This window comes from Pseudomonas sp. PvP100 (genome assembly GCF_017833055.1).
Lineage (GTDB): Bacteria > Pseudomonadota > Gammaproteobacteria > Pseudomonadales > Pseudomonadaceae > Aquipseudomonas > Aquipseudomonas syringae.
The window spans coordinates 817,875-841,132 of record NZ_JAFIBO010000001.1 but is presented as its reverse complement, the minus strand read 5'-3'; the positions used below and the strand labels follow the sequence as shown (position 1 = coordinate 841,132).

Here is a 23,258-nt window from a genome sequence, read left to right as displayed (position 1 = left end):
TCAGATATCCAGCAGCAGACGAGCCGGATCTTCCAGCAGGTTCTTGATGGTCACGAGGAAGGTTACCGCTTCCTTGCCGTCGATCAAACGGTGATCGTACGACAACGCCAGATACATCATCGGGCGAATCACAACCTGACCATTGACCGCCATCGGACGCTGCAGGATGTTGTGCATGCCCAGAATCGCAGCCTGTGGCGGGTTGACGATCGGCGTCGACATCATCGAACCGAAAGTACCACCATTGGTGATGGTGAACGTACCGCCGGTCATCTCGTCGATGGACAGTTTACCGTCGCGGGCTTTCTTGCCGAAGGTGGCGATGCCGCCTTCGATTTCAGCCAGGCTCATGTGCTCTGCGTTACGCAGAACCGGTACGACCAGACCGCGATCGCTGGAAACCGCGACACCGACGTCGGCATAGCCGTGGTAAACGATATCGGAACCATCGATCGACGCGTTGACGGCCGGGAAGCGTTTCAGCGCCTCGGTGGCAGCCTTGACGAAGAACGACATGAAGCCCAGACGTACGCCGTTGTGCGACTTCTCGAACAGGTCCTTGTACTTCGAACGCAGCGCCATGACTTCGGTCATGTCGACTTCGTTGAACGTGGTCAGCATCGCCATGTTCGACTGAGCTTCGACCAGACGCTTGGCAACGGTTGCACGCACGCGGGTCATCGGTACACGCTTCTCGGTGCGATCGCCAGCGGCGACGACAGGAGCAGCGGCGGCGGCAGGCTTGGCAGCAGGCGCAGCGGCCGGAGCGGATTTCTTCGCTTCAACTGCAGCAACCACGTCTTCCTTGGTGATACGGCCGTCTTTACCGGTGCCCTTGACGCTGGCCAGGTTGATGCCGTTTTCTTCAGCCAGTTGACGCGCAGCAGGCGCAGCAATCGGGTCTTCTTCGCCAGCAGATGCAGCCGGTGCAGCGGCGGGTGCCGAAGCAGGCGCCGAGGCAGGCGCAGCAGCAGGTGCCGGAGCAGCAGATGCTGTAGCACCGTCATTCAATGTGCCGAGCACTTCGTTGGACAGGACGATGGCACCCTCTTCCTTGGTGATCGCGCCCATCACGCCGTCAGCTTCGGCCAGCACTTCGAGGACAACCTTGTCAGTCTCGATATCGACCAGCATTTCGTCACGCTTTACCGCATCGCCCTCTTTTTTGTACCACTTGGAAATGGTGCCGTCGGCAACGGATTCCGGGAAAGAGGGGGCTTTAATCTCGATAGCCATTATCTGTAATTCCTTAATTCGGTTTCTAATGCTCGAAGGCGTTAAACAGTGAAGGCATCTTGCAGCAGTTTTTCCTGCTGCTCGGCGTGCATCGACGCGTAACCACACGCTGGAGCGGCAGAAGCATCACGACCGGCGTACTCGAGAACGAGTTCACGTTTGTGGTTGCCCATGCTGCGACGCAGGTGGTGTTGACTGCTGTACCAGGCACCCTGGTTCATCGGTTCTTCCTGACACCAGACCACATGCTGCAGGTTGGTGTAAGGCGCGATGGTTTCCATCAAATCATCTTCAGGGAACGGATACAGCTGCTCGAGGCGAACGATGGCGATGTCTTCACGCCCTTCGGCACGGCGTTTTTCCAGCAGGTCGTAGTAAACCTTGCCGCTGCACAGCACCAGACGCGTGACCTTGGCCGGATCGAGGGTATCGATTTCCGGAATGACGGTCTGGAACGAGCCTTCGGCCAGATCTTCCAGGGTCGAAACAGCCAGCTTGTGACGCAGTAGCGACTTCGGTGTCAGCACGATCAGCGGCTTGCGCAGCGGACGGATGACCTGACGACGCAACAAGTGATAGATCTGCGCCGGAGTCGTCGGTACGCACACCTGAATGTTGTGCTCGGCGCACAATTGCAGGTAACGCTCCAGACGTGCCGACGAGTGCTCTGGCCCCTGCCCTTCGTAGCCATGAGGCAACAGCATGGTGAGACCGCACAGACGGCCCCACTTGTGCTCGCCGCTGGTGATGAACTGGTCGACAACCACCTGGGCACCGTTGGCGAAGTCGCCGAACTGGGCTTCCCAGATAACCAGTGCATCAGGCTGGGTGGTCGAATAGCCGTATTCGAATGCCAGTACAGCCTCTTCCGAAAGGAACGAGTCGTACAGGTCGAAACGTGGCTGACCGGAGTACAGATTCTGCAACGGGATATAGGTCCCGGCGTCTTTCTGGTTGTGCAGCACGGCGTGACGGTGCGAGAACGTACCGCGACCGATGTCCTGCCCCGTCATGCGGATCGGGTGACCTTCGAAGGCCAGTGTGGCGTACGCCATGGTTTCGGCGTAACCCCAGTTGATCGGCAAGCCACCGGCCTGCATCTTCTGGCGGTCTTCGTAGATTTTCTGAACCTGACGCTGCACGACGAAACCTTCCGGCAGCTCCATGAGCTTGGCGGACAGTTCCTGCAGGGTCTTGAGATCGAAGCTTGTATCGTGACGCGCAGTCCAGGCATGACCCAGATATGGACGCCAGTCGACGAACAATTCCTTGTTCGGCTCCTTGACCAGGCTTTTCACTACGTGCAGACCATTGTCCAGCGCGCTGCGGTAGTCGTCGACCTTGGCCTGAACGCGGGCATCGTCGAGAACGCCGGTCCTGATCAGATGCTCGGCATACAGCTCGCGGGTGGTGCGCTGCTTGGTAATCTGCTGGTACATCAAAGGCTGGGTGCCGCTAGGCTCGTCAGCTTCGTTGTGACCACGGCGACGGTAGCAGACCAGGTCGATCACGATGTCACGCTTGAACTGCATGCGGTAATCGATGGCCAGCTGGGTCACGAACATCACGGCTTCCGGATCATCCCCATTCACATGGAGGATCGGTGCCTGGATCATCTTGGCAACGTCGGTGGCGTACTCGGTAGAACGCGAGTCCAGCGGGTTGCTGATGGTGAAGCCCACCTGGTTGTTGATGACGATATGGATCGTGCCGCCCGTCTTGAAGCCGCGAGTCTGCGACATCTGGAAGGTTTCCATGACCACGCCCTGGCCGGCAAAGGCCGCGTCGCCGTGGAGGGAAATCGGCAGAACCTTGTCGCCGTTCGGATCGTTGCGACGATCTTGACGCGCACGCACAGAACCCTCGACCACTGGAGACACGATCTCCAGGTGAGACGGGTTGAAGGCCATGGCGAGGTGGACCTCACCGCCTGCGGTCATGACGTTGGAAGAGAAGCCCTGGTGGTATTTGACGTCACCGGAACCCAGCTCCACTTTCTTCTTGCCTTCGAACTCGTCGAACAGGTCGCGAGGATTCTTGCCGAAGGTGTTCACCAGTACGTTGAGGCGGCCACGGTGGGCCATGCCGATCACAACTTCCTTGGTGCCATAGGACCCGGAACGCTGAATCAGCTCGTCGAGCATCGGAATCAGGCTTTCGCCGCCTTCCAGACCGAAACGCTTGGTGCCCGGGTATTTGGTGCCCAGGTATTTTTCGAGGCCTTCAGCCGCGGTAACACGCTCGAGCAGATGGCTCTGAATGTCAGCCGAGAACACCGGACGGCCACGGACACTCTCGAGACGCTGCATGAACCAGTTGCGCTGCTCGGAATCCACGATGTGAGTGAACTCGGAGCCGATGGTGCGACAATATGTCTGCTGCAACGCTTCATGAATTTCGCGTAGGCTCGCTTCCTCTTTGCCGATGAACAGGTCGCCGGCACGGAAGGTCGTATCGAGATCGGCATTGGTCAAGCCGTAATGATTGATCGACAGATCCGCAGGCGCAGGGCGCTGCCACAGGCCCAGCGGATCGAGTTGGGCAGCCTGGTGGCCACGCATCCGATATGCCTGGATCAGTCGCAGCACTTCAACCTGCTTCTTCTCGTGTTCGCTGCTCACACTGCCGGCGGACACCGGTTGAGCGCGGCGCTGGTTTTTGGCCAGCAACACGAAATGATCGCGAATGGTCGAGTGCGATACATCAGTGGCAGAGCTGCCGTCTGCTGGCAACTTCTGAAAGTAGGTGCGCCATTCTTCTGGCACAGCGTTAGGGTCGTGCAGGTAAAGCTCATAGAGCTCTTCCACATAGGCAGCGTTACCACCGGATAGGTGGGCACTGTTCCACATGCGCTGCATCACGCTTTCTTGCATGCTTGGTCACCCTCGGTAAGGGGACACCACCGGCGAAGACACCAGAGCAATCCTGAAATAGTCGTGTGCAGCGACTGTATCAAGTCACCAGGGATCACGCAGATAGTCCGGGTACCAGCCCGGATGCCCCTGCTGGTCTCATTTCTTCAAAATAAGAGCCGCAGCTTTGCGAGCTGCTGCTCAGGTTAAAACTACGGCGCCGGTTGAAGCCTGCGCCGTAGCCACTTCAGTGTAACGGTGTAACAGATAAAGCGATGAATCAGACGCCGTTCTGCAACAACATGTTGCGTACGTGACCGATAGCCTTGGTTGGGTTAAGGCCCTTCGGACAGACGTTGACGCAGTTCATGATGCCGCGGCAGCGGAATACGCTGAACGGATCATCAAGCGAAGCCAGACGCTCACTGGTGCGAGTATCACGGCTGTCAGCCAGGAAACGGTAGGCTTGCAGCAGTGCAGCAGGACCCAGGAACTTGTCGGGGTTCCACCAGAAGGACGGGCAGGAAGTCGAGCAGCAAGCGCACAGGATGCACTCGTACAGACCATCGAGCTTTTCGCGCTCTTCCGGCGTTTGCAGACGTTCGATGGCCGGAGCCGGCGTATCGTTCTGCAGGAACGGCTTCACCTTCTCGTATTGCTTGTAGAAGATGCTCATATCGACGACCAGGTCACGGATAACCGGCAAACCAGGCAGAGGACGTACGATCAGCTTGTTCTTGGCAACGACAGCCGACAACGGCGTGATGCAGGCCAGGCCATTCTTGCCGTTGATGTTCATGCCGTCGGAACCGCACACGCCTTCACGGCACGAGCGACGGTACGAAAAGCCTTCATCCTGCTCTTTGACCAGGGCGAGCACGTCCAGCACCATCAGGTCCTTGCCACCGGTATCGACCTGAAACTCCTGCATGAATGGTGCAGCGTCCTGATCAGGGTTGTAACGATAAACACTGACTTGCAACATATCGGTCACCCCTTAATAAGTCCGAATCTTCGGTTCAAAAGTCGGGACAGTCTTCGGCGAGAAGTTCACGGCGCGCTTGGTCACACTCTTGTCACCCGGGAAATACAGGGTGTGGCACAACCAGTTCTCGTCATCGCGATCTTCAAAGTCTTCACGAGCGTGAGCGCCGCGGGACTCTTTGCGATGCTCTGCAGCGATCGCCGTGGCTTCGGCAACTTCCAGCAGGTTTTGCAGTTCCAGCGCTTCGATACGGGCGGTGTTGAACGCCTGGCTCTTGTCGTTGATCTTGACGTTGGCGATACGTACGCGCAGATCAGCCAGCTGGGCGATACCCTTCTGCATGTATTCGCCGGTACGGAATACACCGAAGTAGTTCTGCATACAGCTCTGCAGTTCTTTACGCAGGGTTGCAACGTCTTCACCGGTGGTGCGCTCGTTCAGGCCGGCAAGGCGTGCAAGGGCAGCATCGATGTCGGACTCGGAAGCGCGCGCATAATCGACGCCTTCACGCAGGGCCTGCTCCAGGTGGATACCCGCAGCGCGGCCGAACACCACCAGATCAAGGAGCGAGTTGCCGCCCAGACGGTTGGCGCCGTGAACCGATACGCAAGCCACTTCACCTACCGCGAACAGACCTGGAATGATCTGGTCGACGCCCGCCGCATCCTGAGTGATCGCCTGGCCGTGAATGTTGGTGGCAACGCCGCCCATCATGTAGTGGCAAGTCGGTACGACAGGAATCGGCGCGGTCGCAGGATCGACGTGAGCGAAGGTCTTGGACAGCTCCATGATGCCTGGCAGACGGCTGTGCAGCACTTCTTCACCAAGGTGATCGAGCTTGAGCATCACGTGATCGCCATCGGGACCACAGCCGTTACCGGCAATGATTTCCTTGACCATGGAACGTGCCACAACGTCACGACCGGCAAGGTCCTTGGCGTTCGGAGCATAACGCTCCATGAAACGCTCGCCGTGCTTGTTGATCAGGTAACCGCCTTCACCGCGGCAACCTTCGGTGACCAGTACACCTGCGCCGGCAATACCGGTCGGGTGGAACTGCCACATTTCGATGTCCTGAACCGGAACACCGGCACGCAGCGCCATGCCGATACCGTCACCGGTATTGATCAGGGCGTTGGTGGTCGACGAGTAGATACGGCCTGCACCGCCAGTCGCCAGCACGGTTGCATTGGCGCGGATGTACGAGGTTTCGCCCGTCTCGATGCAGATCGCGATGATGCCGACAAAGGCGCCATCGTTGTTCTTCACCAGATCCACTGCATAGTATTCATTGAGGAATACAGTGCCGGCCTTCAGGTTGGCCTGATACAGGGTGTGCAGCAGCGCGTGACCGGTACGGTCGGCGGCAGCGCAGGTACGGGCAGCCTGCCCGCCCTTGCCGAAGTCTTTGGACTGGCCACCGAACGGACGCTGGTAGATACGGCCCTGCTCGGTACGGGAGAACGGCAGGCCCATGTGCTCGAGCTCGAAGACCGCTTCCGGACCTACGGAACACATGTATTCGATAGCGTCCTGGTCACCGATGTAGTCGGAGCCCTTGACGGTATCGTACATGTGCCAGCGCCAGTCGTCGTTTGGATCGGCGGAAGCGATTGCACAGGTGATGCCACCCTGGGCGGATACGGTGTGCGAGCGGGTCGGGAAGACCTTGGTGACCACGGCAGTCTTGTGACCGCCCTGGGCGAGCTGCAGCGCAGCGCGCATGCCGGCACCGCCACCACCAATGATGATGGCGTCGAAAGAAAGCGCATTAATGTTAGCCATGGATCAGATACCCCAAAGAATCTGCACGCCCCAGACGAAGTAGGCGAACATCAGAACGCCACATACCGCCTGGAACAGGAAACGTACTGCAGTTGCGGACTTGCCCAGCGCCATCGGCGTCAGGTAGTCGGTCGCGATGGTCCACATGCCGACCCAGGCGTGAGCGCCAAGGGCAACGAGAGCCAGAAGACTGAAGATACGCATTCCGTTGTGAGCGAACAGACCATGCCATTGGGCGTAGCTCAGACCCGGGTGAAAGACCATGTAACCGATCAGGAAAATGAAATAAGCCGCGAGCACGACTGCGGAAACACGCTGAGCCATCCAGTCATAGAGCCCCGAACGCGACAGGTTGGTGACGTTGGTTACCATATCCATACTCCCGCCAGAAGAATCAGAATCACGGAGACCGCGATAACGATTTTGGAGCCCAGCTTGCCGCCTTCAAGCGTCTCGCCTACCCCCGAGTCCATGATGAGGTGACGAATACCGGCCACCAGGTGGTACAGCAGGGCAGACAGAAGTCCCCAGATGATCAGCTTGGCCAGCGGACTGGTCATATACGCCTTGACTTCACCAAATCCCTCTTCGGAGGCCAGCGACTTGTCCATTGCATACAGCATGATTGCAATACCGACAAAGAGGATGACACCGGAGATGCGGTGAAGGATGGACGTGTAAGCGGTGACTGGGAGCTTGATGGTCCTTAGGTCTAGATTTACAGGTCGTTGGCTATTCACGGCTTTTTTTCACACTGAAGAGCCCCTAACAATCAGGGCAAGTTGTTGGGAAGTGCACTGGTCAGGTACCCACCACCCAGGAAGTGACGACCCCCTTGAAACAGGCCAAAAGCCTCTGGCGGTCGGACGCCGAGTATAGACAGTTAGGTTACTAATGACAACGCGCAGACTTACCGCCAATAGCGGATTGCGTTGCTGCGACAAAAGGCGTAAACGGCAGTAAACCGTATGCAAAATTCACGGCCGAGCCCTTGCGGAACACGACTTTAGGCAAATTGACTTTAGAATTTATCTCACTATAGTGATGCGGGCCCTGCGTGGGGGGCCTGTCTGATGATTTGAAGCATAAATAGGAGGCCACATGGCTGACAAAAAAGCGCAGTTGATCATCGAGGGCGCTGCCCCCGTCGAGCTGCCAATTCTGACCGGTACAGTGGGTCCGGACGTGATCGACGTACGCGGCCTGACCGCCACCGGCCGCTTCACATTTGACCCTGGTTTCATGTCCACGGCCTCTTGCGATTCGAAGATCACCTACATCGATGGTGATAATGGCATTCTGCTACACCGCGGCTACCCGATCGAACAACTGGCCGAGCAGTCCGACTATCTCGAAACCTGCTACCTGCTGCTCAACGGTGAACTGCCCACCGCCGAGCAGAAAGCCCAGTTCGTGGCCGTGGTCAAGAACCACACGATGGTTCACGAACAGCTCAAGACCTTTTTCAACGGTTTCCGCCGCGACGCCCACCCGATGGCCGTCATGTGTGGCGTAGTCGGCGCCCTGTCAGCGTTCTACCACGACTCACTGGACATCAATAACCCGCAGCACCGCGAGATTTCTGCGGTCCGCCTGGTCGCCAAAATGCCGACCCTGGCAGCGATGGTCTACAAGTACTCCATGGGTCAGCCCATGATGTACCCGCGCAACGACTTAAGCTACGCGGAAAACTTTCTGCACATGATGTTCAACACCCCGTGCGAGATCAAACCGATCAGCCCGGTGCTGGCCAAGGCGATGGACAAGATCTTCATCCTCCACGCCGATCACGAGCAGAACGCTTCGACCTCCACCGTGCGCATGGCAGGCTCTTCGGGCGCCAACCCGTTCGCCTGTATCGCAGCCGGTATCGCAGCGCTCTGGGGCCCTGCCCACGGCGGCGCCAACGAAGCGGTACTGACCATGCTCGATGAAATCGGCGATGTGTCGAACATCGACAAGTTCATTGCCAAGGCCAAGGACAAGAACGATCCGTTCAAGCTCATGGGCTTCGGCCACCGCGTGTACAAGAACCGTGACCCGCGCGCGACCGTAATGAAGCAGACCTGCGACGAAGTACTGAAAGAGCTGGGCATCACCAACGATCCTCAACTCGAACTGGCCATGCGCCTGGAAGAGATCGCCCTGACCGACCCGTACTTCATCGAGCGTTCGCTGTACCCGAACGTCGACTTCTATTCGGGCATCATCCTCAAGGCCATCGGCATTCCGACCAGCATGTTCACCGTGATCTTCGCCCTGGCGCGGACTGTCGGCTGGATCTCGCACTGGAAGGAAATGCTCTCCAGCCCTTACAAGATCGGTCGCCCCCGTCAGCTGTACACCGGCAACGTGCAACGCGACATCGTCGCCCTGCAAGACCGCAAGTAAGCGCCACGCGCAAAAAAAGGGCTGCCATTGGCAGCCCTTTTTTGTGCCCGCTACCCGGTACAAATCATGGGGTTTGCGCGGCACGCTCCCTGAGGGCCTTCAGGGTATTGAACGGCGCATCGACAACGAACTTGTTGGCCAGCATCGACGGCACACTGCCACCCGGCTCGGTGTGAACCTGATAGGTCACTTCAGTCTGGTTCGGCCCTTTCGGCACCATTTTCCAGAAGCCTTTGACCTCGGTCACCCGCACATAGCCCTTCTCCTCGGGGATATACGAGGGCTGCTCTTCCAGGTTACGGGTAACACTCCGGTCAGGGCCTTCCTGAGTGGTGATCAACAGCACCGAATCGCGAGGCGTCACCGGCCAGGGCGTATTGAACTGGCTGTAGGTCCAGGTCTTGTTGCCTTCGTGCTTGAGCACTTTCTGCAACTTGCACTCATGAATCCAGGCGCAGGCCCCCGTGACGTCCTCCTGGAGCGCACGCAACTTGCTTACGCTGGCATTGATCAGCGCAATACCTTGATACGCCTTGTAATCGGAACCAGGCACGTCGCTCAACGAGACCTTGATGCCATCCTGATTCTTGACCTCTTTCCACTCTTCAGCTTGCGCCGTTCCGGCAAGCATTACAGTAAAGCCACAAGCAACAGCCATGCGATACAGCGGACCCATTGTTCTATTCCTTGTTTTGAAGTTCCGAAGAAGCATTTGTGCTCGAAAACACTTTTTCAGGCCACCGCAGTGGCTTTTTCCCACCAACCGATCAGGCGAATGGCATCCGCCTGGTCGGCACCGCAGACATCCTCTGCCGCCTTGAACTGACTACACACCGCCGGCCGCTCAGCCCTGCCGAACAAGGCGCACAAAAACTCGACCGACAGATGCAGACAGCGCTCGCCAGCAGGCTTTCCGTCAGGCATACCGGGTATGGGAGACGTGATGGAAGGCGCTATACAGCACGCGCCACAACCGGAACGGCAGTCCATGACCAGACACCCTTTTGTGAAAATTAAAAAAGAGGAAGGATATTAACCGTCAAAACGTCTGTTTGAAAACGCCGTATCGGACGACAGGCAGGACTTACTGCTTGAATTTGAAGTCCAGCGCAGCGCCTTCTACATCGCGACGGTTGTCATTGCGCATCTGCAATTGCATTTCGTTGGTCAGCAATCGCCCCTCGAGCTCGAAAGGGCCAGGGTTCGCAGAATCGCCCTTGTCGCTGAACATCTGCGGCAATATCGGCTTGCGCTTGTTGGTAATAACCTTGGCAGGCGGGTCGAGCTCCTTGACCAGCTCGGGAGGCAGGCTCAGGTCCAGCTTGGGTGCTTTGATTCGCACATCCTTGACGCTGGCGGTCTTGGCATCCTTGGCGTTCTTGCGCTTGCTCGCAGGTGCCTTGGCTGCCGCAACCCTGGAAGAGGCTTTTTCGGAAGTCGCCGATTTGACGCTCTGGGGTGCTGCAGGTTCTGATTTTTCATTTCCGACCACCACAGGCACGACTGGCACGCCCGGCATCAGCTGATGCATGGTGTCCGGCGCCTTGATTTGCTTGGCATCGGTGGCGGCTGCCTGCGCAGGTGCCTCAGTCTTCAGATGCACCTCGGGCGATACCGGCGCGGTGATGACCGCCTCGGTCTTGGGTTTGGGCACAGAGGTATCCGGAGCGTCACAACCACTCAGAAGTACGACGACAAGCAATCCGAGACAGCGAAAAACATTCATAGGCAAAAAGTCAGGCAAGACAGTGGCAAAAAGCCGGAAAGAAACACATGCTGTCCTTTTGAGGCCAACCTGACAAGACAAGAGTTCCGAAGAATTGACAAATATCTTTGCCAATCAATAAGCCTGAACAGCCTCCTGACACAACTGCTTGGACAGAATCCCCAATGTCATCAATGCGCGCTCGGCTTCCTTGTTCCATTTCATGCCGCAATTCAAACGAATACAGTGGTTGAACTGCTCGGTATTACTGAAAATCAGCCCGGGCGCGATGCTGATGCCCTGCTCGAGCGCACGCACGTGCAATTCCTGGGTATTGACCCTGCCCGGCAGACTGACCCAGAGGATAAAGCCCCCTGCGGGACGACTCATCTGCGTACCTTCGGGAAAGAACTGCTGCACCGCCAGCTGATACGCACTGAGGTTCTTGCGGTATTCGAGACGAATGAAGCGCAGGTGCCGATCGTAGCCACCGTTTTCGAGGTAAGCCGCGACGGCCATTTGCGTGACACTGCACGCCGAGTGAGTACTGAAGGTTTGCAGACGCTGAATTTCCGCCTGGTACTTGCCGGCTATCATCCAGCCGATACGCACACCCGGCGACAAGGTCTTGGAGAAGCTTGAGCAGTAAATCACCCTCCCCAGCCGGTCGAACGCCTTGAGCGCCTTGGTCCGCCCTACTTCGAACATCAACTCGCCATAGACGTCGTCTTCAACCACCTGGATATCGAAATCCGAGGTCAGACGCAGCAGGCTTTTCTGCCGCTCCTCAGGCATGGTTCCGCCCAGTGGATTGCTCAGCCGCGAGGTCAGTACCAGTGCCTTGATGGACCATTGATTGGCCGCCAGCTGCAAGGCTTCAAGGCTGATGCCGGTGGCCGGATCACTGGGGATTTCGATGACTTTCAAACCCAGCAGGTCGGCAAGTTGCAGCAACCCGTAATAGGCTGGCGATTCGGCGGCAATCAGATCGCCGGGCCGCGTCAACACCCGCAGGGCCATCTGCAGCGCATCCACGCAGCCGTGAGTGATCACCACCTCTGACGGGTCGACCACCACGCCGGCGTCACGCATGCGGATGGCGACCTGCCTGCGCAAGGGTTCGAAGCCGGGGCTGAACATGTAACTGAAGGCCCGCGGGCTGTGAAAGCGCGTGACCTTGGCCAACTGCTGATGCAACGCGCGCACCGGCAGGTAATCAACATGAGGCACGGCAGCTCCAAGGGCGAACACACCTTCACGGCGGGACTCTTCGAGTACCTGCTGGATAATGCTGCTGCGTGTGACCAGGCCGGGCCGCTCGACCCGCGCGATATCCGGGGTCGAAGCTGTCAGCGCGGGGGTTTGATGGACGTAGTAGCCGGACTGAGGACGCGCGCGGATGAGCCCCTGATCTTCAAGGTTCGCGTAAGCCTGCAATACAGTGGCATGGCTGACGTTGAGCTGCGAACTCATTTTGCGGACGGACGGCACCCGCTCGCCGGGCTGATAGACACCACGACGGATGTCTTCGGCCAACTGCTGAGCGATACGCTGGTAGAGCAAGAGATTGGTCATGACACAGCCTCAAAAAGACCGGTGATTTATTATTTTTGAAAATACAGATGCGTAATAACCGGCACAGATCGGAAGTGTACGGGAACAGTTTGAAATCAGGCCAGCATTGATGACTGCTGATTGAAAATAAACGCGGGCAGAAACGCCATAATCAATGTGATTAAAGACAAAAAAGCCCGAGGCCGTTTCCGGCGTCGGGCTTTTTATCGGCTTTTTATCAGCGAGCTGCGCCCAACTGACCTTTCTCGTCCGAGAAAACGATCTCGACACGCCTGTTTTGCGCACGGCCCCGCTCGGAGGTATTGGTATTCACAGGAAACTCCTGGCCATAGCCTTCGACGTGGATACGTTTTTCATCGACACCCAGGTCCATCAGCACGTCAGCGACGGCCTGTGCCCGGTCTTTCGAGAGCTTCAGGTTGTCCTGACGATCGCCCGTACTGTCGGTATAACCTTCGATCCGGACCACTCGGCGCGGGCTGATCTGCAGAAACTGCACAACTTTGAGGATGGTACGGCTGGCGGAGTTTTTCAGGCCGGCATGTCCGGCGTCGAACAGCACATCGCCCAGGGTCATGACCAGCCCGCGGTCGGTTTCGGTGGTGGCCAGGCTGAGGATCTGATCCTCCAGCCAACGACCCTGCTGCTGGGCGCTGGCCAGCTTGGCTTCACGCAGTGCCAGCTGCATACGCTGACGCTCCATGTCCATTTTTGCCAGACGCTCCTGACTCAGCATCAGGTTGCTGTGCTCACGCGCGATTTCGCTGTAACGGCTGCTGAGGTAGGCGTAGTGAGCGACATCGGCACCGCTCCCCAGGTAACTGGACAGACGCTCGGCGCGGGCCAGCGACTCACCCGCGCGAATGACATCTTTGGGCGCACTGCGCAGCACATCGGTATCTTCCTTGACCTTCTGGAAGTCGGCACTGGCCTGCTGCAAGGCCTGGCCACTGTCCTTGTGACCGGCACAACCGTAAAGGCCAGCCGACCCCAGCAACAGACACACACTCAGGACACGAGGAATACGGTTCATTGCGCCTCCCCCAGCTGCTTGCGCAAGCGATTGAGGCGGGTATTCAACTGATTGACCTGCTCCTGGCTCTTGAGGGTCAGCACTCGCGCTTCGGCCAGGCGCGCATCAAGTTCGGCCTGCTCGGCTTTCATGCGCGCGTCCTTGTAGGCGTGGCTTGCCATGGAGGCGCGGGCTTCGGCGAAGCCGGCCTGGGCGACTTCCATCTCGGGCTGATCGTCACTCGCACCGACCGCCTTGGCCTGCTCCAGCGCCTGCTCGGTCAGTTTGAACTGCTCGGTTGGTACCGGGTCACTGGCGCAACCGGCCAGCGTGGCGATTGCCATGACGGCAATTGAAAAACGAATACTCACAAAAACATCCCTACTTGTTGGGTGCGCTGGCGCTGGCAGGTTGCAGCAGTTGGGCTTTCCACAACTCCAGGTTGTGCCTGATGACATCGCCCGCAAGGCCAGAGGCGGCCGATTCTGTCATCTTTTTCGCCAGCTGTCCGCGCAACCATGGTTCATTGCAGGCCGAATTGAACGACAAGGCCAGATAAAAACCCGGCGTATCGACCGGTAGAGGCTGCGCTGTCAGGTCTTTGGACAGACCCAGGGTCTGCACCATGACCAGACCGGCATAACGCCCGGCAAGCACGTAATCCACCTCACCCAGGGCCAGCTTCTGGAACGCGGGCGTAAGTGCAGGCACCCTCTCCAGGGTCAGACTCTGTCTGGCCAGCGCATCAAAGGATGGCGTCAGGCGGGTCTTTTCCGACATGGCGCCGGGATGACCCTGCAGCTCGCTGACGGCATTGAACGGCACACTGTGATCGTGACGCGTCCAGACCATGATTTCGTTCTGCACGATCGGCGGATGAATGTAATCCAGCGCTTCGAGTTGTGCCGCGTTCAACGGCGCGTCAGCCAGCAGGTCCATGCGCCCGGTGCGCACCTCTTCGAGTGCCTGACTGCGCTTGCCGCCATACAGAAACTCAACCTTGATACCCAGCTCGCCCGCTGCCTGAGTCAGCAGATCGGCATTGGCACCCATCAGGTGACGCGGTTCCTGGGGATCACGCCACAGATAAGGCGGCGCGTCCGGGCTGCCAGTCACGATCAGACGCTCGCACTTGCCTGCGGCGAAGGCCAGCGACGGCAGCGCGATCAGCCCGAAAAGAAGCGAAGACAGCAGCCGGGAATGCACCATGAGAAGTCCTTTCGATACCCAATAAAAAACCCGTTCGATCCGGGCAGGCGCACCATAAACCGCTGGTGTGCGAACCCCGAATGGAACGGGTTCTCTTTATAGTGGAAGCGCGTGGCTTAAACCAGCTTCTCCAGCTCGGGGATGGCTTCGAACAAGTCAGCCACCAGACCGTAATCGGCGACTTGGAAGATCGGCGCCTCTTCATCCTTGTTGATCGCAACGATCACCTTGGAATCCTTCATACCGGCCAGATGCTGAATGGCACCGGAAATACCGACCGCGATGTACAGCTGAGGAGCAACGATCTTGCCGGTCTGACCGACCTGCATGTCGTTGGGTACGAAACCGGCATCGACCGCAGCACGGGAAGCGCCCACTGCCGCACCGAGCTTGTCGGCCAGCGTGTACAGGTGCCTGAAGTTGTCGCCGTTCTGCATGCCGCGACCACCGGAAACGACGATCTTCGCTGCTGTCAGTTCCGGACGATCAGATTTGGCCAGTTCTTCACCAACGAAACTGGACTTGCCGGCATCGTGAGCAGCCGATACCGCTTCAACAGCGGCCGAGCCACCCTCGGCAGCCACCGGGTCGAAGCCGGTGGCGCGTACGGTGATGACCTTGACCGCAGCCGTCGACTGCACGGTGGCGATGGCATTACCGGCATAGATCGGACGAGTGAAGGTGTCGGCGGAAACCACCGATACGATCTCGGAGATCTGGTCAACATCCAGCTGCGCAGCGACACGCGGCAGGATGTTCTTGCCATTGGACGTTGCCGCAGCCAGAACATGGCTATGGCCCGCAGCCAGTTCCACGACCAGCGGTGCGATGTTTTCAGGCAGTTGGTGCGCGTAGGCTTCGTGATCGGCCACCAGGACCTTGGTCACACCGGCAATTTTGGCGGCTGCGTCGGCAACGGCGCTCACGCCGGAACCGGCCACCAGCAAATGAATGTCACCGCCGATCTTCTGGGCAGCAGCAAGGGTGTTGAGCGTAGCCGGGGCTACGGTCGCATTGTCGTGTTCAGCGATAACCAGGATCGTCATTTAGATTACCTTCGCTTCGTTTTTCAGTTTCTCGACCAGTTCAGCCACCGACTTAACCTTGATGCCGGCGCTGCGTGCAGCCGGCGCTTCGACCTTGAGGGTCTTGTTGGTCGAGGCCGTGGAAACGCCCAGTGCATCCGGGGTCAGCACTTCGAGCGGCTTCTTCTTGGCCTTCATGATGTTGGGCAGCGAAGCGTAGCGTGGCTCGTTCAGACGCAGGTCCGTGGTCACAATGGCTGGCAGGCTCAGGGAAACAGTCTGCAGGCCGCCGTCGATTTCACGGGTCACGGCAACCTTGTCGCCAGTCACTTCAACCTTGGATGCGAACGTACCCTGCGGGTAGCCGCTCAACGCAGCCAGCATCTGGCCGGTCTGGTTGTTATCACTGTCGATGGCCTGCTTGCCAAGGATCACGAGTTGTGGCTGCTCCTTGTCGACCACGGCCTTGAGCAGCTTGGCCACAGCCAGAGAAGTCAGTTCCTCGGCGGACTCGACCAGCACGGCACGGTCGGCACCCAGTGCCAGGGCGGTACGCAGTTGTTCCTGAGCGGTGGTCGGGCCGATGGTGACGACGACGATTTCGGTGGCTACGCCCTTCTCTTTAAGACGAACCGCCTCTTCAACGGCGATTTCGCAGAACGGGTTCATGGACATTTTGACGTTGGCAAGATCGACGCCGGAGTTGTCCGCCTTGACGCGAACCTTGACGTTGTAGTCGACCACTCGTTTGACAGCTACAAGAACCTTCATGGATTCCTCACTCTCCGGTGAAAAGAAGTCGCCCGGCGGCACCAGGCGATCGATATGTGTCCTCAACAAGCAATCGCTATGCGTGCAGGCCATTCGGACGGCTTTAAAAAGCCATATAAAAGCCGGGAGTCACCCGTCAAGCAGCGGCTGGGTGTGTAAAATGCGCCGTGCGACGTTGACCTGTTGCCTGCAGCGCGTCTGCCTGATGCCTTTTGAGAGATTGCCCGCAATCCGGGAACCTCGTTTCAGCCTACGGCAAACGCAAAACCGCCCGTATATTGACCGCAACGCCTTTTCCGGTCAATACGCCAAATCGGCCAGTTCCGAGTCTGGTGTCTTTGATTTATCTGGCCTGCGGCCGATTCAAACAAACGTTTGTATTGGACCCGCGCAGTGGTGTAGATATAATGCGAACCATTAAAAGACGAGGCGGTTCAATACCTCCATGCGTCGGCCTGCAGCAACCAAAAAAGCAGTGCCCATAAAAACACCGTGAGCCTTGAGAGTAGGAGATAGCCTGTGGAACGCGAATACATGGAATTCGACGTCGTTATCGTCGGAGCCGGCCCGTCCGGGCTTTCTGCCGCTTGCCGCCTTAAACAGAAGGCCGCTGAAGCTGGCCAGGAAATCAGCGTCTGCGTGGTGGAAAAAGGCTCCGAAGTCGGTGCGCACATCCTCTCCGGTGCCGTGTTCGAGCCCCGCGCACTGAACGAACTGTTCCCCAACTGGCAGGAACTGGGCGCTCCGCTCAACACGCCGGTCAAGCGCGACGACATCTATGTGCTGCGCGACGCCGAAAAAGCCCAGAAAATACCGGACTTTTTCGTCCCCAAGACCATGCACAACCATGGCAACTACATCATCTCGCTGGGCAACCTGTGCCGCTGGCTGGCGCAGCAGGCTGAAAACCTCGGTGTCGAAATCTATCCGGGCTTTGCCGCTCAGGAAGCGCTGTTCGACGAAAACGGTGTAGTACGCGGCATCGTCACCGGCGACCTGGGTGTCGACCGCGAAGGCAATCCGAAGGAAGGCCTGTACACCCCCGGCATGGAACTGCGCGCCAAGTACACGCTGTTCGCCGAAGGCTGCCGTGGTCACATCGGCAAGCAGCTGCTCAAGCGCTTCAAGCTCGACGACGAAGCCGACGTGCAGCATTACGCTATCGGCCTCAAGGAAATCTGGGAAGTCGATCCGGCTAAACATGAACAGGGGCTGGTGGTGCACACCGCCGGCTGGCCGCTGGACGATGACAATCCGGGCGGCTCGTTCCTGTACCACCTGGAAAACAATCAGGTCGTGGTCGGCCTGATCATCGACCTGTCCTACAGCAACCCGTACCTCTCGCCGTTCGACGAATTCCAGCGCTACAAGCATCACCCGGTGGTCAAGCAGTACCTGGAAGGCGGCAAGCGCATCAGCTACGGCGCCCGTGCGATTGCCAAGGGCGGCTTGAACTCCCTGCCGAAGATGGTCTTCCCCGGCGGCGCGCTGATCGGCTGCGATCTGGGCACGCTGAATTTCGCCAAGATCAAGGGCAGCCATACGGCGATGAAGTCAGGCATGCTGGCTGCCGATTCGGTAGCCGACGCGCTGCTCGCCGGCAAGGAAGGCGGCGACGTGCTGAACGCCTACGTGGACGCCTTCAAGGCCAGCTGGCTGCATGAAGAACTGTTCGCCAGCCGTAACTTTGGCGTGGCGATCCACAAATACGGCGCGATCAAGGGCGGCGCATTCAACTTCATCGATCAGAACATTTTCGGTGGCAAGCTGCCGTTCACGCTGCACGACACCAAGCCGGACTACGCCTGCCTGAAGCTCGCAGCCGACTCGAAGAAGATCGATTACCCGAAACCCGACGGCAAGCTCAGCTTCGACAAGCTCAGTTCAGTATTCCTCTCCAGCACCAACCATGAAGAGGAACAGCCCTGCCACCTGAAGCTGACCGATCCGAGCATCCCGATCAGCAAGAACCTGCCGCTGTATGACGAGCCAGCTCAGCGCTACTGCCCGGCTGGCGTGTATGAAGTCATCACCAAGGAAGACGGCGAGAAACGCTTCCAGATCAACGCGCAGAACTGCGTGCACTGCAAGACCTGCGACATCAAGGACCCGTCGCAGAACATCACCTGGGTAGCACCGGAAGGCGCTGGCGGCCCGACCTACCCGAATATGTGAGGTGAAGCAGCTACAAGCTACAAGCTACAAGCTACAAGCTACAAGCTACAAGCTACAAGCTACAAGCTTTGATCTTGAAGCTTGCGGCTTGAAGCTTGCAGCTAAACCCTACATCCCTCTTCGCCCGGTCTGCGCTCAAAGTAACGTTTGTATTCACGACTGAACTGCGACGCGCTTTGATAGCCGACCTTCAACGCGACCTGCGCCACACCCAGGCCCTCGGCCACCAGCAATTGCTGAGCCTTGAGCAGGCGCAGGCGCTTGAGGTACTGCACCGGCGACAACAGCGTGCTGCGCTTGAAATGCTCATGAAAGGTCGACGTGCTCATGTTCGCGCAACTGGCCAGCGTGTCGACGTTCAGCGCGTGGTCATAATGCTCATGCAGGTAGGTCACCGCCGAGGCAATTCGTGCGAACTGCCCCTGCTGTTCGACCAGCGCACGTAGCACCCCCGACTGCGGTCCGCGCAGCGCGGTGTACAGTACCTCGCGAATCCGTGCCTGGCCCATGGCCTGACACTCCAGCGGATCATGCAGACAACGCAGCAAACGCTCGACACTGTCGCGCATGGTGTTGTCGATGCGCACCGAGGTCATGGACTCCGGCGTCTGCACCTGACTCTCGTGCCCGGTGACCGGGCCCATCGCCTGCACCAGCTCACCGAGTAACACGCGGTCAATGGCCACTGAAACGCCGTAAAGCGGCTTTTCCGGAGTGGCGAACGTTTCGCACTTGAACGGCACAGAGAGCGCCTGAATCAGGTAATGCCCGGTGCCGTATTCGAACGTGCGCGGCCCCAGGCACGCGACCTTGCTGCCCTGCACCACGATCATCAGGCTCGGCTCGTAGATCTGCGGGCTGCTGGCGACATAACCAAACGCCGAAAGCACGCGGACCTTCGGCAACGGCGTAGCGACAAACCCCGGGCGCACTGCCAGCGGCTGGATCAGGGAAACGAGGGTGGCATTGCCATCCGGCACAACAGGTAAGGTCATGGGCACAGCCTGGCAGAGAAACAGACAGCCGTATCATCGCAGATTTGCGCCTCAGCGCCGACCCTGAAATTTCAGGCCGGAGGAATAGGCATGAAACACGGAGGATTCACCATAGCCGCGAAGGGCCTGTATCAGGACAATGGCTCGCCTCTCTTCCGTTACATCTTGCGAGGTCAAACATGTACACAGCTATCGGTTACGCCGCACAGTCAGCTACCGCTCCCCTCGCCCCGATGACCTTCGAACGTCGCGCTCTGCGTGCCGACGACGTTGCCATCGAAATCCTTTATTGCGGTGTCTGCCACTCCGACATTCACCAGGCGCGCAACGAGTGGGGCATTGCTGTTTACCCACTGATGCCAGGCCACGAAATCGTTGGCCGCGTCACTGCCACTGGCGCCAATGCCACTAAATACAAAGTCGGTGACATGGTCGGCGTAGGCTGCATGGTCGATTCGTGCCGCGAATGCTCGGCCTGCAAGTCGGACCTCGAGCAGTACTGCCTGGAAGGCCCGACCATGACTTACGCAACGCCGGACCGCGTGGACGGCAGCAACACCATGGGCGGTTACTCGAACAGCATCGTGGTCGCCGAGCACTTTGTCGTGCGCGTCCCGGAAAAACTCGATCCGGCCGCTGCTGCGCCGATTCTCTGCGCAGGTATCACCACCTATTCGCCGCTCAAGCACTACGGCGTCAAGGCGGGCGACAAGGTCGGCATTCTGGGCATGGGCGGTCTGGGCCACATGGGCATCAAGTTCGCCAAGGCCATGGGCGCTGAAGTGACCCTGTTCACCCGCTCCGCCGCCAAGGCTCAGGAAGCACATCGTCAAGGCGCCGATCATGTGATCGTATCCACCGACGCTGAACAGATGAAGGCTGCTGCCGGGCACTTCGACTTCCTGCTCGACACCATTCCGGTGCAGCACGACCTGAACCCCTACCTGGAAACACTGCGTTTCGACGGCGCCCACATTCTGGTCGGCCTGATCGAGCCGATCGAGCCGCCAGTACACGCGGCCAACCTGGTAATGAGCCGTCGCGTGCTGGCCGGTTCGTTGATTGGCGGTATCGCGGAAACTCAGGAAGTACTGGATTTCTGTGCCGAGAACGACATCACCTGCGACATCGAAATGCTCGATATCCGCAACATCAACGAAGCCTACGAGCGCATGCTGGCCGGTGACGTGAAGTACCGCTTCGTGATCGACATGGCCACGCTGAAGGCCTGATCGACTGCCGATCAGCCGCCGAGATCGGCCGAGAGTTCCGCTGCGATGGTTTTGATCAGCGGAACCAGCTCGGCCATCTTCTCCAACGGCATGTAGGGCACGGTACTGGCGACACTGATGCCGGCAACGATCTGTTTGCTGGCATCACGTACCGGCGCTGCGACACAACGGATCGACGGCTCGTTGTCCTCCAGATCGAATGCATACCCTCCTTCTACGTACTCCTCCCGCCGTGCCTTCAACTGTTCCCAGGTTTGCTGCTCATGAGCAGGCCATAGCGGATTTCTGCCTGTGCTCGGCATGCTGATTTCATACAGCCGCTGCCACTCGGACTGAGCACTGTCCAGCAGCAGCGCCTTGCCGATACCGGTGCGCACCATCGGCATCCGATGCCCGACCCGCGAACGCATTTCCGGACCATTGCGACCGGGATTCTTGTGCAGATAGAGCACGTCGTCCCCTTCCCGTACTGCCAGATGCACGGTATCGCCGGTCAGCTCCGACAAGCGATCCAGATACGGCCGGGCCAGCATCGCCAGGGGCACCTCTTCACGCGCCTGAAACCCTAGCTCGATCAGTTTTGGCCCAAGCAGATAGCCCACCTGAGGAACGATGCGCAGGTAACGCTCCTCGACCAGGCAACTGGCCAGACGGTGCGTGGTGCTGCGCGTGGTGCCGATCAGCCGGGCGATCTCCTTGAGGTCCCGTGCGCCACCGGCAACCGCCTGCACCACCCCCAGCCCGCGCAGCAAGGTCTGAGTCCCGGTGGGTACGGAGTCCTTGCCGGTAATCTTTTCAGGGGTGATCGAATCGTTGTGCATGAGAGGCCTTGCTCGGATCAAAAGGGTTCGGATCGAAAACCGGCGGCATTATCACCGCCAGTGTCCGGATGCGTCGATATCAGAGCTCGATACGCTCCACTTTCCCTACCAGCAGGATGTACGACAGCGCGCCCAGCAGCGCCAGGACCGAAATGTAGGTGATGGCAGGCGCGAACGAGTCTCCCGACGCCAGAAAGCCAATCACGATCGGGGTGGCGATGGCAGAGAGGTTGCCGATGAAGTTGAACGTGCCACCGGTCAGGCCCAGCAGGCGCGCCGGTGCCAGCGTCGAGACCAGCGACCAGGTGATCGACGCCAGACCGTTGCCGAAGAACGCCAGCGCCAGAAAGGTGATCACCAGCGGCGTGGAGTCGACGAAGTTGGCACCGATGATCGAGGTCGAGATCAGCAGTCCGGCAATGATAGGCAACTTGCGTGCAAAGCCTACGCTATGCCCGCGACGGATCAGCCAGTCGGAAAAAAAGCCCGAGCACAGCACACCGACGAATGCGGCGAGGAACGGCAACGACGCCAGCAGGCCGGACTTGATGAAGTCCATGCCCCGGTATTTCACCAGGTAGGTCGGGAACCAGGTCAGGAAAAACCACAGCGTCGAGTTCAGGCAGAACTGCCCCAGGTAGATGCCCCACAGCTTGCGCCTGCTCAACACAATGCCCAGGTCCAGCCAGCTGAACGCCTGCTTCTGTTTTTCGACGTCCTTCTGGATGTCCACCAGCCCGCCGCCCTCCTGGATCAGCTCGATTTCCTGCTGATTGACGCCTTTGAAATCACGTGGCTCGCGATACACCGTGTACCAGATCAGCGCCCACAGCACGCCGACTCCACCGGTGGCGACAAACACCATGTGCCAGCCGTAGTGCGCCTGCAACCAGGCCAGTACCGGGGTCAGAAATGCCAGACCGACGAACTGCCCGGAGGTATAGACGCCGATGGCGGTGGCTCGCTCGCGCTCGGGAAACCAGGTGGTGACCACGCGGCTGTTGATCGGATAAGCAGGTGCTTCCAGCGCACCAACCGCCATGCGCAGTACGAACAGGGCGATGAAGCTGGCGGCGAAGCCGAGCATGATGGTCGCAATGGACCACAGCAGCAGGGCTGCGGTATAGAGAATGCGCGGCGGCACGCGATCTACCAGCCAGCCCCCGGGCAGTTGCATGGCGGCGTAGGTCCAGCCGAACGCGGAAAAGATCAGCCCGACATGCACCGGATCAAGGCCCAGTTCTGAGGTCAGCGCTGGTGCGGCAATCGACAGGTTGCTGCGGTCCAGGTAGTTGATCACTACGGTGATGAACAGCAGCACCATGATAAAGAAACGTTTGCGGGACGGCGTCACCAGGGATGCCGCACCCTCCAGAGTTCGAGTGCGCATGGAATGTAGCCTCTTGTTGGATTTATTGAGGTCTGTGTTTCGATATAACCGAGCTGAAGGCACGCCGATTCTCGTTCCCGCGCAGAGCGCTCATCGTTA

21 protein-coding genes are annotated in these 23,258 nt (G+C 58.8%); 3 read left to right on the top strand and 18 right to left on the bottom strand.

What is annotated here, in order from left to right; translation table 11 throughout:
* The 6 genes from odhB to sdhC form a co-directional block, all read right to left on the bottom strand.
* Positions 1–1,236 carry a 2-oxoglutarate dehydrogenase complex dihydrolipoyllysine-residue succinyltransferase gene (gene odhB, locus JOE39_RS03630; RefSeq protein WP_016567773.1) on the bottom strand — a complete coding sequence of 412 codons (1,236 nt, stop codon included), beginning with the start codon at positions 1,234–1,236 and terminating at the stop codon, positions 1–3.
* Positions 1,237–1,277: 41 nt separating this feature from the next.
* Complete coding sequence (locus JOE39_RS03625; RefSeq protein WP_210077887.1) at positions 1,278–4,109, bottom strand: 2-oxoglutarate dehydrogenase E1 component; 2,832 nt, start codon at positions 4,107–4,109, stop codon at positions 1,278–1,280.
* A 259-nt stretch (positions 4,110–4,368) separates the two neighbouring features.
* The gene (locus tag JOE39_RS03620; protein WP_003316554.1) at positions 4,369–5,073 is read right to left on the bottom strand and encodes a succinate dehydrogenase iron-sulfur subunit; all 705 of its coding nucleotides are present in this window, start codon (positions 5,071–5,073) and stop codon (positions 4,369–4,371) included.
* A 12-nt stretch (positions 5,074–5,085) separates the two neighbouring features.
* On the bottom strand, positions 5,086–6,858 hold the full coding sequence (gene sdhA / locus JOE39_RS03615) for a succinate dehydrogenase flavoprotein subunit (protein ID WP_003394562.1): 1,773 nt from the start codon (positions 6,856–6,858) through the stop codon (positions 5,086–5,088).
* 3 nt (positions 6,859–6,861) lie between these two features.
* Positions 6,862–7,230: a succinate dehydrogenase, hydrophobic membrane anchor protein gene (sdhD, locus tag JOE39_RS03610; RefSeq protein ID WP_003316551.1), complete on the bottom strand. Its 369-nt coding sequence runs from the start codon at positions 7,228–7,230 to the stop codon at positions 6,862–6,864.
* Positions 7,224–7,598 carry a succinate dehydrogenase, cytochrome b556 subunit gene (gene sdhC, locus JOE39_RS03605; protein WP_003423585.1) on the bottom strand — a complete coding sequence of 125 codons (375 nt, stop codon included), beginning with the start codon at positions 7,596–7,598 and terminating at the stop codon, positions 7,224–7,226. The genes sdhD and sdhC overlap by 7 nt, the downstream gene beginning before the upstream one ends.
* A gap of 361 nt (positions 7,599–7,959) precedes the next feature.
* Here sdhC and gltA point away from each other — a divergent pair, with 361 nt between their 5' ends.
* A complete protein-coding gene (gltA, locus tag JOE39_RS03600; RefSeq protein WP_002552974.1) occupies positions 7,960–9,249 on the top strand; it encodes a citrate synthase in 1,290 nt (429 codons plus the stop codon).
* Positions 9,250–9,313: 64 nt separating this feature from the next.
* On the opposite strand, the gene JOE39_RS03595 is transcribed toward gltA, so the two are convergent.
* The 9 genes from JOE39_RS03595 to JOE39_RS03555 form a co-directional block, all read right to left on the bottom strand.
* The gene (locus tag JOE39_RS03595) at positions 9,314–9,925 is read right to left on the bottom strand and encodes an START domain-containing protein (RefSeq protein ID WP_183133129.1); all 612 of its coding nucleotides are present in this window, start codon (positions 9,923–9,925) and stop codon (positions 9,314–9,316) included.
* Positions 9,926–9,981: 56 nt separating this feature from the next.
* On the bottom strand, positions 9,982–10,239 hold the full coding sequence (locus JOE39_RS03590) for a YkgJ family cysteine cluster protein (RefSeq protein WP_003406159.1): 258 nt from the start codon (positions 10,237–10,239) through the stop codon (positions 9,982–9,984).
* Positions 10,240–10,333: 94 nt separating this feature from the next.
* Positions 10,334–10,975, bottom strand: coding sequence for a translation initiation factor 2 (locus JOE39_RS03585; RefSeq protein WP_245227467.1), 642 nt, complete (start codon positions 10,973–10,975; stop codon positions 10,334–10,336).
* A 114-nt stretch (positions 10,976–11,089) separates the two neighbouring features.
* Positions 11,090–12,529, bottom strand: coding sequence for a PLP-dependent aminotransferase family protein (locus JOE39_RS03580; RefSeq protein WP_003319050.1), 1,440 nt, complete (start codon positions 12,527–12,529; stop codon positions 11,090–11,092).
* Between the two features lie 217 nt (positions 12,530–12,746).
* On the bottom strand, positions 12,747–13,562 hold the full coding sequence (locus JOE39_RS03575; protein WP_210077890.1) for an OmpA family protein: 816 nt from the start codon (positions 13,560–13,562) through the stop codon (positions 12,747–12,749).
* On the bottom strand, positions 13,559–13,912 hold the full coding sequence (locus tag JOE39_RS03570) for a DUF4398 domain-containing protein (RefSeq protein WP_003345625.1): 354 nt from the start codon (positions 13,910–13,912) through the stop codon (positions 13,559–13,561). Before JOE39_RS03570 ends, JOE39_RS03575 begins: the two co-directional genes overlap by 4 nt.
* Positions 13,913–13,922: 10 nt before the next feature.
* A complete protein-coding gene (locus JOE39_RS03565; protein WP_198705644.1) occupies positions 13,923–14,750 on the bottom strand; it encodes a transporter substrate-binding domain-containing protein in 828 nt (275 codons plus the stop codon).
* 116 nt (positions 14,751–14,866) lie between these two features.
* Positions 14,867–15,796, bottom strand: a complete 930-nt coding sequence (locus tag JOE39_RS03560) for an FAD-binding protein (RefSeq protein WP_003366683.1) — start codon at positions 15,794–15,796, stop codon at positions 14,867–14,869.
* Entirely contained in the window at positions 15,797–16,546 is a 750-nt protein-coding gene (locus JOE39_RS03555; protein WP_003394537.1) for an electron transfer flavoprotein subunit beta/FixA family protein, read from the bottom strand.
* 519 nt (positions 16,547–17,065) lie between these two features.
* Between JOE39_RS03555 and JOE39_RS03550 the strand changes: the two genes are divergently transcribed.
* The gene (locus tag JOE39_RS03550) at positions 17,066–18,721 is read left to right on the top strand and encodes an electron transfer flavoprotein-ubiquinone oxidoreductase (protein WP_003394534.1); all 1,656 of its coding nucleotides are present in this window, start codon (positions 17,066–17,068) and stop codon (positions 18,719–18,721) included.
* A 101-nt stretch (positions 18,722–18,822) separates the two neighbouring features.
* Here the strand turns inward: JOE39_RS03550 and JOE39_RS03545 are convergent, their stop codons facing one another.
* Positions 18,823–19,716: an AraC family transcriptional regulator gene (locus JOE39_RS03545; RefSeq protein WP_032660594.1), complete on the bottom strand. Its 894-nt coding sequence runs from the start codon at positions 19,714–19,716 to the stop codon at positions 18,823–18,825.
* 179 nt (positions 19,717–19,895) lie between these two features.
* On the opposite strand from JOE39_RS03545, the gene JOE39_RS03540 reads away from it, so the two are divergent.
* Positions 19,896–20,948: an NAD(P)-dependent alcohol dehydrogenase gene (locus tag JOE39_RS03540; RefSeq protein ID WP_003394533.1), complete on the top strand. Its 1,053-nt coding sequence runs from the start codon at positions 19,896–19,898 to the stop codon at positions 20,946–20,948.
* An 11-nt stretch (positions 20,949–20,959) separates the two neighbouring features.
* Here the strand turns inward: JOE39_RS03540 and JOE39_RS03535 are convergent, their stop codons facing one another.
* Positions 20,960–21,769 carry an IclR family transcriptional regulator gene (locus tag JOE39_RS03535; protein ID WP_004418314.1) on the bottom strand — a complete coding sequence of 270 codons (810 nt, stop codon included), beginning with the start codon at positions 21,767–21,769 and terminating at the stop codon, positions 20,960–20,962.
* 79 nt (positions 21,770–21,848) lie between these two features.
* Positions 21,849–23,159, bottom strand: a complete 1,311-nt coding sequence (locus tag JOE39_RS03530) for an MFS transporter (RefSeq protein ID WP_003316531.1) — start codon at positions 23,157–23,159, stop codon at positions 21,849–21,851.
* Positions 23,160–23,258: the final 99 nt, after the last annotated feature.

What these genes read in the sequence shown, in the direction of transcription:
- odhB (WP_016567773.1), bottom strand. Translation starts at nt 1,236, where the DNA reads ATGGCTATCGAGATTAAAGCCCCCTCTTTCCCGGAATCCGTTGCCGAC.
- JOE39_RS03625 (WP_210077887.1), bottom strand. Translation starts at nt 4,109, where the DNA reads ATGCAAGAAAGCGTGATGCAGCGCATGTGGAACAGTGCCCACCTATCC.
- JOE39_RS03620 (WP_003316554.1), bottom strand. Translation starts at nt 5,073, where the DNA reads ATGTTGCAAGTCAGTGTTTATCGTTACAACCCTGATCAGGACGCTGCA.
- sdhA (WP_003394562.1), bottom strand. Translation starts at nt 6,858, where the DNA reads ATGGCTAACATTAATGCGCTTTCTTTCGACGCCATCATCATTGGTGGT.
- sdhD (WP_003316551.1), bottom strand. Translation starts at nt 7,230, where the DNA reads ATGGTAACCAACGTCACCAACCTGTCGCGTTCGGGGCTCTATGACTGG.
- gltA (WP_002552974.1), top strand. Translation starts at nt 7,960, where the DNA reads ATGGCTGACAAAAAAGCGCAGTTGATCATCGAGGGCGCTGCCCCCGTC.
- JOE39_RS03595 (WP_183133129.1), bottom strand. Translation starts at nt 9,925, where the DNA reads ATGGGTCCGCTGTATCGCATGGCTGTTGCTTGTGGCTTTACTGTAATG.
- JOE39_RS03590 (WP_003406159.1), bottom strand. Translation starts at nt 10,239, where the DNA reads ATGGACTGCCGTTCCGGTTGTGGCGCGTGCTGTATAGCGCCTTCCATC.
- JOE39_RS03585 (WP_245227467.1), bottom strand. Translation starts at nt 10,975, where the DNA reads ATGAATGTTTTTCGCTGTCTCGGATTGCTTGTCGTCGTACTTCTGAGT.
- JOE39_RS03580 (WP_003319050.1), bottom strand. Translation starts at nt 12,529, where the DNA reads ATGACCAATCTCTTGCTCTACCAGCGTATCGCTCAGCAGTTGGCCGAA.
- JOE39_RS03575 (WP_210077890.1), bottom strand. Translation starts at nt 13,562, where the DNA reads ATGAACCGTATTCCTCGTGTCCTGAGTGTGTGTCTGTTGCTGGGGTCG.
- JOE39_RS03565 (WP_198705644.1), bottom strand. Translation starts at nt 14,750, where the DNA reads ATGGTGCATTCCCGGCTGCTGTCTTCGCTTCTTTTCGGGCTGATCGCG.
- JOE39_RS03560 (WP_003366683.1), bottom strand. Translation starts at nt 15,796, where the DNA reads ATGACGATCCTGGTTATCGCTGAACACGACAATGCGACCGTAGCCCCG.
- JOE39_RS03555 (WP_003394537.1), bottom strand. Translation starts at nt 16,546, where the DNA reads ATGAAGGTTCTTGTAGCTGTCAAACGAGTGGTCGACTACAACGTCAAG.
- JOE39_RS03545 (WP_032660594.1), bottom strand. Translation starts at nt 19,716, where the DNA reads ATGACCTTACCTGTTGTGCCGGATGGCAATGCCACCCTCGTTTCCCTG.
- JOE39_RS03540 (WP_003394533.1), top strand. Translation starts at nt 19,896, where the DNA reads ATGTACACAGCTATCGGTTACGCCGCACAGTCAGCTACCGCTCCCCTC.
- JOE39_RS03535 (WP_004418314.1), bottom strand. Translation starts at nt 21,769, where the DNA reads ATGCACAACGATTCGATCACCCCTGAAAAGATTACCGGCAAGGACTCC.
- JOE39_RS03530 (WP_003316531.1), bottom strand. Translation starts at nt 23,159, where the DNA reads ATGCGCACTCGAACTCTGGAGGGTGCGGCATCCCTGGTGACGCCGTCC.